A 15,286-nucleotide genomic window follows, 5' to 3' on the forward strand; every position below is an offset into this window, starting at 1 on the left:
CATGGGCGGCTACACGCTGATCGAGAACGCCTCGCTGGTTTCGCGCAACACGCTGCGCGTCGATGCGCGCGCGAAGCTGCTGGCCGAGATCCGCGACGCGGCCAGGCTGCCCGAACTGCTCGACTTCCCCGCCGTGCGCGAGGGCCGGCTGCTGGTGCTGGGCGAAGGCAGCAACCTGCTGTTCACCGGCGACTTCGACGGCACCGTGCTGGCGATGCATACGCGCGGCGTCCATGTGGAGCAGGACGGCGATGTCGCACGCATCGCGGTCGCCGCCGGCGAACGCTGGGACGACTTCGTGCGCTGGACCCTGGGCCAGGGCTACGCCGGCCTGGAGAACCTGATCCTGATCCCCGGCACGGTGGGCGCCGCGCCGATCCAGAACATCGGCGCCTACGGCACCGAGGTCGCCGAATTCATCGAGAGCGTGGAAGCGTGGGACACCCGCGAGGGCCGCGTGGCGACCCTTGGCCGCGCCGCCTGCGCGTTCGGCTACCGCGACTCCGTGTTCAAGCGCGAGCCGGGCCGCTACATCGTCACCGCCGTGCGCTTCGCCCTGCCCCGCACGCACGAGCTGAAGCTCGATTACGCCGGCATCCGCGAGGAACTGGCGCGCATGGGCGTGGACAGGCCGGCGCCGTTCCACGTCGCCGAGGCAGTGGTGCACCTGCGCACGCGCAAGCTGCCCGACCCCGCGGTGATCGGCAACGCCGGCAGCTTCTTCAAGAACCCGCTGGTCGATGCCGCCACCGGCGAGGCGCTCAGGCGCGCGCATCCGGAACTGGTCGCCTGGCCCGGCGCCGACGGCCGCTGGAAACTCTCCGCCGCCTGGCTGATCGAAGCCGCCGGCTTCAAGGGCCTGCGCGAAGGCGACGCCGGCATCTCCAACCGCCACGCGCTGGTGCTGGTCAACCACGGCCACGCCAGCGGCCCGCAGTTGTGGGCGCTGGCGCGGCGGGTGATCGATGGCGTCATCGCCATGTTCGGCGTGCGGCTGGAACCGGAACCCGTGGTGATCGGCACGGACTGACTGCGCCCATGCCGCCCCGATGAAAAGGCCGGCATCGCGCCGGCCTTTTCGCACCTGCGGCGGCTACGGGTCAGCGCCGTGCCTTGGACAACAGCCGCAGCAGCTCCAGGTACAGCCACACCAGGGTCACCATCAGCGCGAACGCGCCATACCATTCCATGTACTTCGGTGCGCCCTGCTGCGTGCCGCGGTCGATCAGGTCGAAGTCCAGCACCAGGTTGAGCGCGGCCAGCCCCACCACCAGCAGGCTGAACCCAATGCCCAGCGCGCCGGACTCGTGGATGAAGGGAAGCCGGATGCTGGTGAAGGCGCGCAGGCCGATGTCGACCAGGTACAGCAAGGCGATCGCGCCGGTGGCGGCGACCACGCCCATGCGGAACCTGTCGGTCACCTTGATCGCGCCGCTGCGGTAGAGCAGCAGCATCACCGCCAGCACGCCGACGGTCAGCATCACCGCCTGCAACACGATGCCCGGATAGCGCAGCTCCATCACCGCCGAGAGGCCGCCCAGGGCGAAGCCCTCGGCGATCGCATACAGCGGCGCGGTGATGCCGGCCCAGCGCGGCATGAACGAGGTGGCGAGCGCCAGCACGAAGCCGGCGATCAGGCCGCCCCACAGGAACGGCGTCACCGCCGCCAGCGCGGCGGCGAGGTCGCCTGCGGCAGCGGCCGCGCCGAACCGGTGCCAGGTCCAGCCGCCGGTCACCACCGCCAGCAACAGCAGCAGGCCGGTCTTGGCGACGGTGCCGTTCATCGTCATGCGCTCGCCCACGGCGAACGGCCCCTGGAAAGTCTTGCCCTGCAGCACCGGATTGCCTGAACGCATGGAATGCTCCCTGGAATCGCTGCGCGCAGCGCCTGCGCGGCCAGCCTGGCGCCATGCTAACCCGGCATGCGCCGCTGCGTCAGGCCGTGGCGCGCCGCGGCCGCTCCAAATTCGGCAGGAACACCGTGATCACGCCGATCAGCGGCAGATAGGCGCACAGGCGGTAGACGTAGTCGATGCCGTACAGGTCGGCGACGTGGCCAAGCACCGCCGCGCCGATGCCGCCCATGCCGAAGGCGAAGCCGAAGAACAGCCCGGAGATCATGCCGACCCGGCCCGGGATCAGCTCCTGCGCATAGACCAGGATCGCCGAGAACGCCGAGGACAGCACCAGCCCGATCACCACGGTGAGCACGCCGGTCCAGAACAGGTTGGCGTGCGGCAGCAGCAGGGTGAACGGCGCCACGCCGAGGATCGACACCCAGATCACCCACTTGCGCCCGATCCGGTCGCCTACCGGGCCGCCGATCAGCGAGCCGGCGGCCACCGCGAAAAGGAACACGAACAGATGCGTCTGCGCGCTCTGTACGCTCACGCCGAACTTGTGGATCAGGTAGAAGGTGAAGTAGCTGCTCAGGCTGGCCAGGTAGAAGTACTTGGAGAAGATCAGCAGGCCCAGGATCAGCAGCGAGCCCACGACCTGGTTGCGCGACAGCGCGATGGCCGCGTGCCCGGCGCGCGCGCCGGCGCGGCTGACGCGATGCACGCGGTACCAGCGGCCCACCTGCAGCAGCACCACGATCGCCACCAGGGCGGCCAGCGAGAACCACGCCACGCTGCCGCGGCCGTGCGGCACGATGATCCACGCCGCCAGCAGCGGCCCCAGCGAGGAGCCGGTGTTGCCGCCCACCTGGAACAGCGACTGCGCCAGCCCGTGCCGCCCGCCGGAGGCCAGCCGCGCCACCCGCGAGGACTCCGGATGGAACACCGACGAGCCGGTGCCCACCAGCGCCGCCGCCAGCAGCAGGACCGGGAAGTTCGGGGCGACGGCGAGCAGCAGCAGGCCGGCCAGGGTGAAGCCCATGCCGACCGGCAGCGAGTACGGCATCGGCTTGCGGTCGGTGACCATGCCCACCAGCGGCTGCAGCAGCGAGGCGGTGAGCTGGTAGGTCAGCGTGATCAGGCCGACCTGGCCGAAGCTGAGGTGGAAGTCGCCCTTGAGGATCGGGTAGATCGCCAGGATCAGCGACTGGATCATGTCGTTGAGCAGGTGCGAAAAGCTGATCGCACCCAGCACGCCGTAGGCCGTGCCTTCGCGGTGCGCGGCCGGCGCAGCCGCGGGCTCGTCGGCCGCCAGGTGGGCCAGGCTCGCCTCGTCGACGCGGGTATTCATGCAGCACTCTCTTAAGCTTGTGGGGAATGGGGACGACGGCCGCATTGCGCCGCCGGGAGCGTCACTCTAGAGTGGTCGCTGTCGGCCCGCATGCACCAGCGGGTCAAATTCCGTCGAATCCGGGCCAACGCCCATGCGCAATACCCGCGTCACCCACTACGAAGACACGCCGCGCGACGTCGTCCTCACCGGCAACGACTACCCGCCGCACTACGTGCTGCCGCGCCATGCGCACAAGCGCGGCCAGTTGCTGTACGCCGCCACCGGCGTGGTCACGGTGATCACCGACGCCGGCAGTTGGGTGGTGCCGCCGCGGCGCGCGCTGTGGATCCCGCCGGGCGTCGCGCACGAGGTGCACATGAGCGGGGCGGTCTCCACCCGCAGTGCCTACGTGCGCCGCGAGGCCGCCGCCATGGCGCGCCTGCCCCAGGGTTGTCGCGTCATCGGCGTCTCCCTGCTGCTGCACGCACTGCTGCTGGAGGCGGTCGACCTGCCGGCGGAATACGCGCTGGACGGCCGCGACGGCCGGGTGATGGCGCTGCTGCTGGACGAGATCGCCACGATGCCCGCGCTCGCGCTGAACACGCCGCTGCCGCGCGACCCGCGCCTGACCCGGCTGTGCCGCGCGCTGATGGACGCGCCCGCGCTGGAGATCGACATCGACACCATGGCGCACAAGGCCGGCATGAGCCGGCGCAGCTTCACCCGGCTGTTCCGCCAGGAGACCGGGATGAGCTTCAGCGCCTGGCGCCAGCAGGCCTGCCTGCTGGCGGCGCTGAACCGGCTGGGCCGCGGCGAGCCGGTCACCCAGGTGGCGGTGGAGCTGGGCTACAGCAGCGCCAGCGCGTTCACCGCGGCGTTCCGCCGCGTGCTCGGCGCGGCGCCCAGCCATTACCTGACGCCGCGCGAACGGCGCCTGCCGCCGCCGGCGCCGTAGCCCACTCCTGTCATGCGCCTGTCAAGGCCATGCAGCAAGATGTCGGAACGATGACGGGCACCGCGGCCGCCGCCGGCGCTGCCTTGCCCGTCCACGCCAATCCATCCACGCCAATCCATCCACGCCAATCCGTCCAGATCAATCCGTCCACACCAGGACCGCGCATCGATGAGCAACCGCGACGACGCCACCTCCGCTCTCAACGATCCCGCCCCGGCAGCGGCCCCGGCCGCCGGCGACGGCGTCCCGGCCGTCGCCGCGCCCGACCTGGGCGACAGCGCGCTGTACATCAACCGCGAGCTGTCGCAGTTGCAGTTCAACATCCGCGTGCTCGACCAGGCTCTGGACGAGCGCACGCCGCTGCTGGAACGGCTGAAGTTCCTGCTGATCTTCTCGCGCAACATGGACGAGTACTTCGAGATCCGCGTGGCCGGGCTGAAGAGCCAGATCGCGTTCGACCACGAGCTGCTCGGCCAGGATGGGCTGGCGCCCAAGCGCGTGCTGGCCGAGATCAGCGAGATCGCGCACCGGCAGATCGAGCGGCAGTACGCGATCCTCAACGAGCGCATCCTGCCGGAGCTGCACGCGCACGGCATCCGCATCGTGCGCCGCGGCGAGTGGACGCAGAAGCAGAAACTGTGGGTGCGCCGCCACTTTCGCCACGAGGTCGCGCCGCTGATCACCCCGATCGGGCTCGATCCCACCCACCCGTTCCCGCTGCTGGTCAACAAGAGCCTCAACTTCATCGTGCGGCTGGAAGGCGTGGACGCGTTCGGCCGCGACTCGGGCCTGGCGATCGTGCCGGCGCCGCGCGTGCTGCCGCGGCTGATCCCGCTGCCGGCGGAGATCTGCGACGGCGGCGACAACTACGTGCTGCTCACCTCGATCATCCACGCGCACGCCGAGGAGCTGTTCCCGGGCATGAAGGTGCTCGGCTGCTACCAGTTCCGTCTGACCCGCAACGCCGACCTCACGATCGACCCGGAAGACGTCGAGGACCTCGCGCTGGCCCTGCGCGGCGAGCTGTCCTCGCGGCGCTTCGGCGACGCGGTGCGGCTGGAGGTGGCGGACAACTGCCCGAAGGACCTGATCGACTACCTGCTCGCGCGCTTCGGCCTCACCGCCGCCGAGCTCTACGAGGTGAACGGCCCGGTCAACCTGGCGCGGCTGTTCTCGATCGCCGGGCAGGCGAACTTCCCGCAGTTGCAGTACCAGCCGTTCACCCCCGCCCTGCCCAAGGCGCTGAAGAAGTCCGAGGACCTGTTCCAGGTGATCGGCCGGCAGGACATCCTGCTGCTGCACCCGTACGAATCGTTCGCGCCGGTGGTCGACCTGCTGCGCCAGGCGGCGAAGGACGCCGGCGTGGTGACGATCAAGCAGACGCTGTACCGCAGCGGCGCCAACTCGGAGATCGTCGATGCCCTGGTCGACGCCGCGCGCGCCGGCAAGGAAGTGACCGTGGTGGTCGAGCTGCGCGCGCGCTTCGACGAGGAGTCCAACCTCAGCCTCGCCTCGCGCCTGCAGGCGGCCGGCGCGGTGGTGATCTACGGCGTGGTCGGCGTGAAGACGCATGCCAAGCTGATGCTGATCCAGCGCCGCGAAGGCAGCGAGCTGGTGCGCTATGCCCACCTGGGCACCGGCAACTACCACACCGGCAACGCGCGCCTGTACACCGACTACAGCCTGCTCACCTCCGACCAGGTGCTGTGCGAGGACGTGCACCGGCTGTTCAGCCAGCTCACCGGCATGGGCAAGGTGCTGCCGATGAAGAAGCTGCTGCACGCCCCCTTCACCCTGAAGAAGTCCCTGCTTGAGCTGATCGCCCGCGAGGCGGCGCACGCGGCGGCCGGCCGCCCGGCGCAGATCGTCATGAAGATCAACGCGCTCACCGACGCCAAGATGATCCGCGCGCTGTACAAGGCCAGCATGGCCGGCGCGAAGATCGACCTGATCGTGCGCGGCATGTGCTGCCTGCGGCCCGGCGTGCCGGGCGTCTCGCACAACATCCGGGTGCGCTCGATCATCGGGCGCTTCCTCGAGCACAGCCGCGTGTACTGGTTCGCCAACGACGGCGAGCCGCAGGTCTACCTGGCCAGCGCCGACCTGATGGAGCGCAACCTGGACCGCCGCGTGGAGACCGGCTTCCCCATCGAGGGCAAGAAGCTGCAGCAGCGCATCCGCAAGGAGCTGGACCTGTACCTGTCCGACAACACCAATGCCTCGCTGCTGCAGCCGGACGGCCAGTACCTGCGCCTGCATCCGACGGGCTCGCAGGCTCCGCGCAGCGCCCAGGCGCAGTTGCTGGAAAAACTCTGCGGCACGGGCGCCGCGGCGGCCTGAGCCTGCCTGCCGGGGCTCAGCCGGCCTTGCGGTGCGTTTCGATCCAGGCGACGTAGCGGTCGACGAAACCCTGCAGGAATTTCTGCGTGCCCTCGTTGCCGATCCGGCCGTCGTCCTCGATCAGCCCGTCGCTGAACTTGATGAAGACCTCCGGCTGCCCCAGCACCGCCACGTCGAGATAGGCCAGCACGTTGCGCAGGTGCTGCTGCGCCAGCGCGCTGCCGGTGGCGCCGATCGAGGCGCCGATCACCGCGCCCGGCTTGCCGGCGAACGAATTGGTGCCCCAGGGCCGCGAAGCGATGTCGATCGCGTTCTTCAGCACGCCGGGGATCGAGCGGTTGTACTCCGGCGTGACGAACAGCAGCGCGTCGGCGGCCTCGATCTGCGCCTTGAGCCGCTTGCCCTGGGCCGGGTAGTCGCCGTCGAAATCCTGGTCGTACAGCGGCAGGTCGTCGATGCGCACGTGCTCGAACGCCAGCGTGTCCGGCGCCAGCCGCTCCACCGCGCGCGCCAGCCGGCGGTTGATCGACTCCTTGCGCAGACTGCCCACCAATACCGCCACCTTGAACTTGCCCATGTTCGATGCTCCCTGAGAAGTGAAGACAGGCCCGGTGCGACCCGCTGCCACCGGCTGGCCGAGCTTACTCGCGGCGGCGGCAATTCCGCGTATGGAACCGCCGTCGCGGCGGCCGGCACCCGGCGGGCCTGCGCCATCGGTACCGGTCAAAAAATGTGCACCCGATCACATTATTCGGCCAGAATGGCAGCCAGGGCCCGCCATCGCGCGGGGCTTGGGCTGGAAGGAGCCCGGCCGCGGCGCAACCCACGTCGTCCCGGCCGGACAGCGGGAGTACAGGGGATGGCTTCGTTCGCTGCACGCTACGAAGGGGCTTGCCGCAGGATCGTCCGCATCCTGGGACCGCTGCTGCTGTGCGTGCTGTCGCTCGGGCCGGCCCTGGCCGCGCCGTCGCCGGGCACCGCGCTGGCCGGCGGCTGGCGCGAGGCGCGGCCGGGCGACACGCCGGCCCGGCTGCTGGCGGAGTTCCGCGACGACCGCCTGCCCCCCTTCGACCCCGCCCTGCTGCATCGTTTCCCGCACGAGGGCCAGGGCAGTTGGGCGGTCATCGCGCCGCAGCCGCCGTGGGTGGGCGAGGAGCGCGTGCTGACGATCTACCCGCCCCTGCTGGGCCGGGTCACCGTCTACGGCGGCGACGGCCCGCCGGCGACGCTCGCGCTGGACGATTTCGGCGCCCACCTGCACGGACACGGGCGGCTGGCCTTCGCCCTCGGCGCGCAGGCGTCGGCATCCGCTCCGATCCTGCTGAAGTTCGAACCCGGCCCGACCATCGCCGCCCCGGTCAGCTTTCGCCTGCTGTCCGCCGACGACTTCCAACGGGAGGACGCGCGCTGGCTGGTGTTCGCCACGGCCTGCTTCGCGGTGATGCTGGCGATGGCGCTGATGGCGCTGTGCTTTGCGCTGATCCTGCGCGACGCCGCCTTCGTCTGGTACGCCGGCTACATCGCCTCCTACGTCGTCGTCCAGGGCATCCAGACCGGCTACCTGTTCCATCCGCTGCAGCTCGAATGGCTGGCCGGGTCCGGGCTGCTGGTGGGCTCGGCCGCGGTGGCCCTGTCGGTGGCGTTCGCCTCGCTGTTCATGGCCGGCTTCTGCGACCTGCGCCGGCATGCGCCGCTGCTGCGGATGCCGGTGCTGGCCCTCGGCATCGGCATGCCGCTGGTGGTGGCGCTGCGCGCCAGCCAGGTTCCGCTGCTGGTGGAGGCGGCGCAGACCCTGGTCAATCCGTTGCTGATGCTCGGCACCCTGCTGCTGTTGCTGGCGGCCGTCGTCGCGGCCGCGCGCGGCTCGCGGCCGGCATGTTTCTTCCTGGCCGGCTGGACGCCGCTGCTGGCGCTGACGGCGATGTCCAGCGCCCAGGTCAGCGGCGCCCTGCCCGGCCTGACCTGGCTCAACGACGCCAGCGTGGCGGCCGGGGCGTTCGAGGCGCTCGTGCTGTCGCTGGGCCTGGCCGACCGCGCCCTGACCAGCCAGCGCGACCGCGACGCCGTGCGCGGTCTGGCGGACAACGATGCGCTCACCGGCGTGTTCAACCGGCGCGCCTGGAGCGAGGCCGCCGGGAACCTGCTGGCCGGGGCCAACGGGCGCCCCGTGGCGCTGCTGTTCCTCGACCTCGACCACTTCAAGCAGCTCAACGACCAGCAGGGCCACGCGGCCGGCGACCGCGCGCTGGTGGCGGTGGCCGACGCGCTGCGCACCGAGCTGCGCCCGGACGACCTGCTCGGCCGTTACGGCGGCGAGGAATTCGTCGCCATGCTCGGCCGCGCGACGCTGGAACAGGCGATGCAGGTGGCCACGCGGCTGTGCCGGCGGATCCACCGCCTGGAAATCCCGGTGGACGGCCTCGGCCTGATGCTCAGCGCGAGCGTGGGCGTGGCGATGCGCTTTCCGGACGACCGCCTGGACGCCCTGGTGGAACGCGCCGACCAGGCGATGTACCAGGCCAAGCTGGGCGGCCGCAACCACGCCCGGCCGTACCACCGGCCGGCGGCCGACGAGGCGCGCCAGCGCTGGACCAGCCGCACCGCCAAGGGTGACACCGAAGCCTGAGCGCCTGTTCACGATCTCCGGGCATCTCTCGACGAAACGTCATTCCAGCGAACCCCGAAAAGGGGCAAGCGCCGGGATCCAGCATCGTTGGGCTTTGGGGCATCAAGTCACTGGATGACCAGCCCTTCGGCTGTTGAAAAGCGCCTCCCGATTTCGCAGGAATGACGACGAGGCGGGTGGATCGATGGGTGGATAGCGAATAAGCCCTGAGAACCCCGTCCAATTGGCGCGGGACGAAACGTCATCCCAGCGAAAGCTGGGATCCAGTGCCTTGAGCTTTGGAATATCAAGTCACTGGATTCCTGCTCTTGCCCCCTTTTCGGGGTTCGCAGGAATGACGGCGAGGCGGTGGGAGCGATGGATGGACCGCGAATAGGCTCTGAAAACCATCGTCCGACTTGTGTGGAACGAAACGCTATCCCAGCGGCTTTCAACGGTCGCAGGGCCGGTCAAGTTGGGATCCAGTGCCTTGAGCTTTGGAGCATCAAGTCACTGGATTCCTGCTCTTGCCCCCTTTTCGGGGTTCGCAGGAATGACGACGNGGGCGGTTGGAACGACGGATAGGGTGTGAACAGGCTCCGAGAACCCCGCTCGGCTTGCGCGATCACCCCCCGGCCAGCCGCCGCGCCGCTGCCACCACGTCCGACTCGCCCGGCAGCACCAGGAAGGCGGCGCCGGCCAGCGGGGTGAAGGTGTCGGCGCCCACCACGCGCTCCAGCGGCGTGGCGCCGAAGCCCGCCTCGACGATGGCGGCGATCACGCCCTCGCCCACGCCGGCGCTCTTGCGGCCCTCGTCCAGCACGATGATGCGCCTGGCGTCCTTCGCCTGCGCCGCGATGAAGGCATCGTTGAGCGGCGCCAGCCAGCGCAGGTCGACCACGCGCACCTTCCACTTCAATTCCGCTTCGATGGTGCGCGCGGCGCGCAGCGCCATCGGCACGCCGTTGCCGAAGGTGAACACCACCAGGTCGTCCGCCTTCTCGTCGTAGACGCGGCCCTCGCCCAGCGTCATCGCCTCGCCCGGTGCGGGATAGGCGAACTGCCACTGGCCGTCGCCGGCCTCGTACAGGTCCTTGGCCATGTACAGCGCGATCGGTTCGAGGAAGGCGCACACGCGCCCGTCCACCTTCGCCATGGCGGTGAGCGTGCGCAGCATGGTGGCCGCGTCGTCGCCGCGGCTGGGGCAGCCGACCACGAGGCCCGGGATGTCGCGCAGCGCGGCGATCGAGTTGTCGTTGTGGAAGTGCCCGCCGAAGCCGCGCTGGTAGCCCAGCGAGGCCACGCGCATCACCAGCGGGTTGCGGTACTGGTCGTTGGAGAAGAACTGCAGGCTGGCCGCCTCGCCGCGGATCTGGTCGCAGGCGTTGTGGAAGTAGGCCAGGTACTGGATCTCCGGGATCGGCAGCATGCCCATGTTGGCGTAGCCCTGGGCCAGGCCGAGGATGATCGTCTCGTCCAGCAGGGTGTTGAACACGCGGGTGTTCCGGAACGCCTTGTGCAGGCCCTTGGTCACCGTGTAGACGCCGCCCTTCTGCGCCACGTCTTCGCCGAACAGCAGCGACTCGGGGTACTTCGCCATGACGTCGTGCAGCGCCTGGCCGATCTGGATGGCGAGATGGCGCGGCGGCTGGTTCTCGGGCAGCCTGTCCTCGCCGCCGAAGGCCTTGAGCCGCGCGTCGGCGTAGTCGGCGCGCTCGGCCTCGGCCTTCACCTTGGCCGGCGTGTACGGCGCCAGCGGCGCCATCACGTCGTCCAGGCGTTCGAGCTTGGGCCGGCGGTCGGCTTCCTCGGCGGCGGCGAAGCAGCGCTTGCGGGTGGACTCGTACAGCGCGAGCAGTTCGTCCTTCGAATACAGGCCCGACTCCAGCGCGATTTCCGCCGAGCGCAGCAGCGGGTCGGTCGCCTCCAGCGCCACCAGTTCCTCGATGCTGCGCCACTCGATCTCGAAGTCGGTGCCGGCGTGGCCCATGATGCGGGTGGTGCGCAGGTGCAGGAAGGTCGGCCGGCGCGTCGCGCGGCAATGCTCCACCGCGCGCTGCACCTGGGCGTAGCCTTCGGCGAGGTCGAGGCCGTCGGCGTAGAAGTAGTCGAGGTTGGAGCGCGACTGGAAATTGCTCGCCACCCAGCCGGTCGGCGTCTTCACCGAGATGCCGATGCCGTTGTCCTCGCACACGAACAGCACCGGCGCGGGCAGCTTCTGGTAGGCCGTCCACGCGGCCGCGTTGAAGGCGGTCTGCGCGGTGGCGTGGTTGCTGGAGGCGTCGCCGAACGAGCAGATCGCGATGGAGTCGTCGGGAATCGGCAGCGCATGGCCGATGCGCCGCGCGTGGTCGATGGCGACCGCCGTGCCCAGCGCCTTGGGCAGGTGCGAGGCGATGGTCGAGGTCTGCGGCAGCACCCAGAGCGGCCTGGAGCCCCACACCTTGTGGCGGCCGCCGGAGGCCGGGTCTTCCGCGCTGGCGGCGAAGGACAGCGCCGAATCCATCACCGGGTCCATGCCGGGCAGCTTGCGGAAGCGCTCGGCCATGAAGCCGCCGGAGCGGTAGTGCAGGAAGGCCGGATCGGTATGGCGGGTGAGCCGCGCGATCATCGCGTTGCCTTCGTGGCCGGACGAGCCGATGGTGTAGAACACCTTGTTCTGCACGCGCAGCACGCGCGCCATCAGGTCGAGGTGGCGCGAGATCAACTGCGATTCCAGCAGCTCGCGGAAGCCGCGCGCGTCCAGCCCGCTGCCCGGCAGCACCGGCGCGTCGTCGCGCGGCTTCGCGCGCGCGTCGCCCTGCCACATCTGCACGAACTCGGTGAAGTTCTGATCGACGATCTCGGCGCGGTTGAAGCCCTTGTGGCGGGCGGCGATGGGAAGCGCGGTGGTGGTCATGATGGATTCGTACCGGTACGGGGGAGCGGCCGCGGCGCGGCCGTCAGGAAGAGGAAACGATGGGCAGCACGGACGCCGGCCGGCGCAGCCGCCGCAGGGCGGCGGCACGCACGCGGTCCTTGTCGCGGCCGAAGGATTCGAAGATGCGGACCTGGTCGTCCAGCGAAGGCACCGGCACCGCCAGGCCCTCCAGCCCGACCAGCACCAGCCGCCCGGGCGACACCGCCTGCCAGCCGTCGCCCGCGTCGTGCTCCAGCCCGCCCATCAGCTCCACCGGCATGCCGGGAAAGCGGAAGCGGGCGAAGCGCGAGCGGAAGCGGTCGCCGTCGGCGGGTACGTGGGCGTCGTCGCGGCGGCCGGCCCACTGCGCCGACAGCGCGTCGGCATCGGCGCGCGAGACCAGCACGTCGACGTCCGCCACGCTCACCTCGGCGCCGAGCAGCCGCGCCGCGGCGCTGCCGATCAGGCACCACGGCTCGACGCAGTTCACGTGCAGTTCGGGCACCAGCTCGGCGAGCGCGACGAACAGCGCGGGCGGGACGTGGCTCATGCGCGGCGGCGCATCCAGGCTTCGCGGCTCTGGCCCCACACGTCGACGGCCTCGTCCTGGAATGGCTCGGGCAGCCGGCCCGGTCCCTGCAGGCTCGAACCGAGCCGCCGGGCGACCTGCTGCGAGGCAAGATTGTCCGGCGCGATGGTGTGGATCACCTCGGTCCAGCCCAGCGTGTCGAACGCCCAGTCGATGGCGGCGGCCGCGCCCTCGGTCGCATAGCCTTTGCCCCAGGCGTCGCGCAGGATGCCCCAGCCCACCTCGGTGCCGGGCCAGCCCACCGGCTGCCAGGGACCGAGGCGGCCGATCCAGCGGCCGCTGGCCTTCTCGATCACCGAGAACATGGCATAGCCCTGGATCTCCCAGGCGCCCACCATGGAGAGGAACCCGCGCCAGGCCATCGGGCGCGGCTGCGGGCCGCCGATGTGGCGCGAGTTCTCCGCGTCGCCCATCAACGCGGCCCAGCCCTCGAAATCCTCCGCCCGGGTCGGGCGCAGGATCAGGCGATCGGTTTCGATACGGATGTCTTGCCAGCTCATGCGATTCCAACCGAAAGTGTTTGGGCAACCTCGACGTCATCCCGGCGAAGGCCGGGATCCAGCGGCGTCGATCCGGCCTTGGGGCGCTGGATTCCGGCCTTCGCCGGAATGACGGGCATGCGGGATGCCGCGAGGCCGGTTTTCAGAACGCGTTGATGCCGGTCAGCTCGCGCCCCACCACCAGCTCGTGCACCGTCTCGGTGCCTTCGTAGGTGATGACCGACTCCAGGTTCAGCGCATGGCGGATCGCGCCGTGCTCGGTGGTGATGCCGGCGCCGCCGAGGATGTCGCGGCACTGGCGCGCGATATCGATCGCCATGCGGCAGTTGTTCCACTTCGCCAGCGAGACCTGGGTGGGCTGCATCTTGCCGGCGTCCTTCAGGCGGCCCAGCTGCAGCGACAGCAGCTGCGCGGTGGTGATGCGGCGGGCCATGTCGGCCAGCTTCAGCTGGATCGCCTGGTTGGACGCCAGCGGGCGGCCGAACAGGATGCGCTCCTGGGTGTAGTCGAGCACTTCCTTGAGGCAGGCCTGCGCTGCGCCGATCGGGCCCCAGGTGATGCCGTAGCGCGCCTGGGTGAGGCAGCCCAGCGGACCCTTGAGGCCCTTCACGTTGGGCAGGCGGCTGGCCTCCGGCACGCGCACGTTGTCGAAGAACAGCGCGCTGGTGACCGAGGCGCGCAGGCTCATCTTCTTGTGCACTTCCTGCGCGGCGAAGCCCTTCGCGTCGGTCGGCACGATGAAGCCCTGGATGCCGTCCTCGGTCTGCGCCCACACGATCGCGATGTTCGCCAGGTTGCCGTTGGTGATCCACATCTTGGCGCCGTTGATGACCCAGTCGCCGCCGTCCTTTTTGGCGTTGGTCTTCATGTTGGCCGGGTCGGAACCGCCGTGCGGTTCGGTCAGGCCGAAGCAGCCGATGATCTCGCCGGCGGCCATCTTCGGCAGGTACTGCTGCTTCTGCTCTTCCGAGCCGTAGGCGTAGATCGGGTACATGCACAGCGAGCTCTGCACCGAGGCGAAGCTGCGCAGGCCCGAATCGCCGCGCTCCAACTCCTGGCAGATCAGGCCGTAGCTGACTCCGTTCATGCCGGCGCAGCCGTACTGCTCGGGAATCGTCGCGCCGAGCAGGCCGAGGCTGGCGATCTCCGGGATCAGCTCCTTCGGGAAGCGGCCCTGGTCGAAGCAGTCGCCGATGATCGGCAGCACCTTCTCGTCGACGAAGCGGCCGACGGTGTCCTGCACCATGCGCTCCTCGTCGGTGAGCAGCGAGCGGACATCGTAGAGATCGAGCGGATCGAGGCGAGCGGCCATGCGGGATTCCGTGGTAGTCGGGCGAGCCATCGATTGTAGCCGGGACGACGACGACGGTCACCGACAGCGCCGACGCGCGGTATCGGCAAAGCCTGCTGCCGCCGGCAGCGGAACCTCCCCGAGAATCCCGGGGACCGCGCGCCGCCCCGGCGGCAGCGGCACGGAAGCCCCACGACGCCCTCAAGGAGATCCCCATGCGCCTCGTTCCCGCCGGCCTGCACGGCCTGCCGCTCCTCCTCGCCACCGCCGGCGCCCTCGCCACCGGCGTCAGCACGGCCCCGGCCGCCAGGCCTCCGCTGCGCGCGGAATACGTCGACGCCGCCAGCTACCTGACCGGCGACGCCGACATCGAAGCCTGGTACACCCTGGTGGACCGCCTGCGGCGGAACTTCGACGACGTCTGCGGCGATACCTTCTGCGAAGGCGATTACGCCAACATCCAGTCGCTCAGCTACCGTTGCTCGGTGGAGAAGCACAGCGGCGTGATCGGCCGCTGCGTCTGGGTCTTCGCGGGCAGCGTCGAAGAGATCGACCCCGAGCGCGGACGCGTGCTGGTCGATGCCCGCCACTGGCGCTGCCGCAGCCCGCTGGCCCGGCCGACCCGCATCCAGGACCTGCTGGCCGCCCTGTCCGGCCCACGGCCGCTGCATGCGCCGCTGCCCGGCACCGGCCGCTCGCTCTACGACGGGCTGGTCGATTGTCTGTAGCGCCCCGAACACCCCAGCCTTCCACCCGTCACCCCAGCTCTTCCCGTCATCCCAGCTCTTCCCGTCATCCCAGCTCTTCCCGTCATCCCAGCCCTTCCACCCGCCATTCCAGCCCCTCCCCGTCATCCCAGCGAAAGCTGGGATCCAGTGCCTTGGCGACGTGATGGTTCGAAGGCGCTGGATTCCAACTTTCGCTGGAATGACGGAT

At 70.0% G+C, this 15,286-nt stretch carries 12 protein-coding genes; 5 read left to right on the forward strand and 7 right to left on the reverse strand.

Features of this window, described 5'->3' with window-relative positions:
• The first annotated feature begins 1 nt into the window (after nucleotide 1).
• Complete coding sequence (murB, locus tag ASG87_RS13375) at nucleotides 2-1,030, forward strand: UDP-N-acetylmuramate dehydrogenase (protein ID WP_056006520.1); 1,029 nt, start codon at nucleotides 2-4, stop codon at nucleotides 1,028-1,030.
• A gap of 70 nt (nucleotides 1,031-1,100) precedes the next feature.
• On the opposite strand, the gene ASG87_RS13380 is transcribed toward murB, so the two are convergent.
• Nucleotides 1,101-1,856 carry a Bax inhibitor-1/YccA family protein gene (locus ASG87_RS13380; RefSeq protein ID WP_056005928.1) on the reverse strand — a complete coding sequence of 252 codons (756 nt, stop codon included), beginning with the start codon at nucleotides 1,854-1,856 and terminating at the stop codon, nucleotides 1,101-1,103.
• 79 nt (nucleotides 1,857-1,935) lie between these two features.
• Nucleotides 1,936-3,189 carry an MFS transporter gene (locus ASG87_RS13385; RefSeq protein ID WP_056005931.1) on the reverse strand — a complete coding sequence of 418 codons (1,254 nt, stop codon included), beginning with the start codon at nucleotides 3,187-3,189 and terminating at the stop codon, nucleotides 1,936-1,938.
• A gap of 133 nt (nucleotides 3,190-3,322) precedes the next feature.
• Here ASG87_RS13385 and ASG87_RS13390 point away from each other — a divergent pair, with 133 nt between their 5' ends.
• Together ASG87_RS13390 and ppk1 are read left to right on the forward strand one after the other, a co-directional pair.
• Nucleotides 3,323-4,126 carry a helix-turn-helix transcriptional regulator gene (locus tag ASG87_RS13390; RefSeq protein ID WP_056005934.1) on the forward strand — a complete coding sequence of 268 codons (804 nt, stop codon included), beginning with the start codon at nucleotides 3,323-3,325 and terminating at the stop codon, nucleotides 4,124-4,126.
• A 168-nt stretch (nucleotides 4,127-4,294) separates the two neighbouring features.
• Nucleotides 4,295-6,466, forward strand: coding sequence for a polyphosphate kinase 1 (gene ppk1 / locus ASG87_RS13395; RefSeq protein WP_056005936.1), 2,172 nt, complete (start codon nucleotides 4,295-4,297; stop codon nucleotides 6,464-6,466).
• A gap of 16 nt (nucleotides 6,467-6,482) precedes the next feature.
• Here ppk1 and ASG87_RS13400 read toward each other — a convergent pair whose 3' ends face one another.
• Nucleotides 6,483-7,043, reverse strand: a complete 561-nt coding sequence (locus tag ASG87_RS13400) for an NAD(P)H-dependent oxidoreductase (protein ID WP_056005940.1) — start codon at nucleotides 7,041-7,043, stop codon at nucleotides 6,483-6,485.
• 282 nt (nucleotides 7,044-7,325) lie between these two features.
• Here ASG87_RS13400 and ASG87_RS13405 point away from each other — a divergent pair, with 282 nt between their 5' ends.
• Complete coding sequence (locus tag ASG87_RS13405) at nucleotides 7,326-9,092, forward strand: diguanylate cyclase (protein ID WP_056005943.1); 1,767 nt, start codon at nucleotides 7,326-7,328, stop codon at nucleotides 9,090-9,092.
• A 604-nt stretch (nucleotides 9,093-9,696) separates the two neighbouring features.
• On the opposite strand, the gene ASG87_RS13410 is transcribed toward ASG87_RS13405, so the two are convergent.
• The 4 genes from ASG87_RS13410 to ASG87_RS13425 all read right to left on the reverse strand — a co-directional run bounded on the left by ASG87_RS13410 (nucleotide 9,697) and on the right by ASG87_RS13425 (nucleotide 14,371).
• A complete protein-coding gene (locus tag ASG87_RS13410) occupies nucleotides 9,697-11,970 on the reverse strand; it encodes a thiamine pyrophosphate-dependent enzyme (protein WP_056005945.1) in 2,274 nt (757 codons plus the stop codon).
• A gap of 43 nt (nucleotides 11,971-12,013) precedes the next feature.
• A complete protein-coding gene (locus ASG87_RS13415; RefSeq protein WP_056005948.1) occupies nucleotides 12,014-12,520 on the reverse strand; it encodes a hypothetical protein in 507 nt (168 codons plus the stop codon).
• Nucleotides 12,517-13,059, reverse strand: coding sequence for a GNAT family N-acetyltransferase (locus ASG87_RS13420; RefSeq protein ID WP_056005951.1), 543 nt, complete (start codon nucleotides 13,057-13,059; stop codon nucleotides 12,517-12,519). Before ASG87_RS13420 ends, ASG87_RS13415 begins: the two co-directional genes overlap by 4 nt.
• 142 nt (nucleotides 13,060-13,201) lie before the next feature.
• On the reverse strand, nucleotides 13,202-14,371 hold the full coding sequence (locus ASG87_RS13425; RefSeq protein ID WP_056005954.1) for an acyl-CoA dehydrogenase family protein: 1,170 nt from the start codon (nucleotides 14,369-14,371) through the stop codon (nucleotides 13,202-13,204).
• Between the two features lie 194 nt (nucleotides 14,372-14,565).
• Between ASG87_RS13425 and ASG87_RS13430 the strand changes: the two genes are divergently transcribed.
• Nucleotides 14,566-15,078 carry a hypothetical protein gene (locus ASG87_RS13430; protein ID WP_157511092.1) on the forward strand — a complete coding sequence of 171 codons (513 nt, stop codon included), beginning with the start codon at nucleotides 14,566-14,568 and terminating at the stop codon, nucleotides 15,076-15,078.
• The last annotated feature ends 208 nt before the right edge of the window (nucleotides 15,079-15,286 follow it).

The organism is Frateuria sp. Soil773 (assembly GCF_001428405.1).
Taxonomy (GTDB): Bacteria; Pseudomonadota; Gammaproteobacteria; order Xanthomonadales; family Rhodanobacteraceae; genus LMSL01.

Coding starts and splice junctions, on each gene's coding strand:
- ppk1 (WP_056005936.1), top strand. CDS start 4,295: ATGAGCAACCGCGACGACGCCACCTCCGCTCTCAACGATCCCGCCCCG.
- ASG87_RS13425 (WP_056005954.1), bottom strand. CDS start 14,371: ATGGCCGCTCGCCTCGATCCGCTCGATCTCTACGATGTCCGCTCGCTG.
- ASG87_RS13405 (WP_056005943.1), top strand. CDS start 7,326: ATGGCTTCGTTCGCTGCACGCTACGAAGGGGCTTGCCGCAGGATCGTC.
- ASG87_RS13430 (WP_157511092.1), top strand. CDS start 14,566: ATGCGCCTCGTTCCCGCCGGCCTGCACGGCCTGCCGCTCCTCCTCGCC.
- ASG87_RS13380 (WP_056005928.1), bottom strand. CDS start 1,856: ATGCGTTCAGGCAATCCGGTGCTGCAGGGCAAGACTTTCCAGGGGCCG.
- ASG87_RS13400 (WP_056005940.1), bottom strand. CDS start 7,043: ATGGGCAAGTTCAAGGTGGCGGTATTGGTGGGCAGTCTGCGCAAGGAG.
- ASG87_RS13415 (WP_056005948.1), bottom strand. CDS start 12,520: ATGAGCCACGTCCCGCCCGCGCTGTTCGTCGCGCTCGCCGAGCTGGTG.
- ASG87_RS13410 (WP_056005945.1), bottom strand. CDS start 11,970: ATGACCACCACCGCGCTTCCCATCGCCGCCCGCCACAAGGGCTTCAAC.
- murB (WP_056006520.1), top strand. CDS start 2: ATGGGCGGCTACACGCTGATCGAGAACGCCTCGCTGGTTTCGCGCAAC.
- ASG87_RS13390 (WP_056005934.1), top strand. CDS start 3,323: ATGCGCAATACCCGCGTCACCCACTACGAAGACACGCCGCGCGACGTC.
- ASG87_RS13385 (WP_056005931.1), bottom strand. CDS start 3,189: ATGAATACCCGCGTCGACGAGGCGAGCCTGGCCCACCTGGCGGCCGAC.
- ASG87_RS13420 (WP_056005951.1), bottom strand. CDS start 13,059: ATGAGCTGGCAAGACATCCGTATCGAAACCGATCGCCTGATCCTGCGC.